The organism is Streptomyces sp. WM4235 (genome assembly GCF_001279725.1).
In the GTDB taxonomy this organism is placed as follows: Bacteria; Actinomycetota; Actinomycetes; order Streptomycetales; family Streptomycetaceae; genus Streptomyces.
The window spans coordinates 1-587 of record NZ_LGDE01000257.1 but is presented as its reverse complement, the minus strand read 5'-3'; the positions used below and the strand labels follow the sequence as shown (position 1 = coordinate 587).

The 587-nt window shown below is 73.8% G+C and carries 1 protein-coding gene; it reads right to left on the bottom strand.

What is annotated here, in order from left to right:
- Positions 1-582, bottom strand: a 582-nt coding sequence (locus tag ADK55_RS18620) for a TIM-barrel domain-containing protein (RefSeq protein ID WP_324611190.1), incomplete at its 3' end; no start/stop codon positions are given.
- Positions 583-587: the final 5 nt, after the last annotated feature.

The window sequence follows — 587 nt, the reverse complement described above, 5'->3', positions numbered from 1 at the left end:
CTCCCATCCCGCCCGCGCCGTCCCCAGCGCGTACACGTTGTGGGCGGCCCGGTGATCCCCGCCGACCCCCTCCAGCGAGTGCCGCGCCGACCTCGGCAGGGTCGCGTCCCCGAACGGGGCGAACGACACCGGCTCGTTCATGTCGTGCCACACCCCGGCGAAGCCCTGCTTCAGTCGTTCCTCGTACAACCCGCCCCACCACTCGCGCACCGCCGGATCGGTGAAGTCCGGGTACACGCACTCGCCCGGCCACACCTCACCCCGGACCTCCTCACCCGCCGCGTCCCGGACGAAGGCCCCGCGCGGCCCCACCTCCCGACCCGCGTCGTGCAGCGCGTCGCCGGTCTTCACCGCCGGGTCGACGATCGACACCAGCCGCACCCCCTGATCCGACAACTCCCGCGCCAGACCCGACAGGTCCGGGAACCGCTCCCGGTCCACCGTGAACACCCGGTGCCCGTCGTAGTGGTCGATGTCCAGGTGCACGGCCGACAACGGCAGCCCCCGCGACACGTACCCCGCCACCACCCGCCGCACCTCCGCGCCGCTCCCAAACCCCACCCCCCCGTCCTGGTACCCCACCGCCC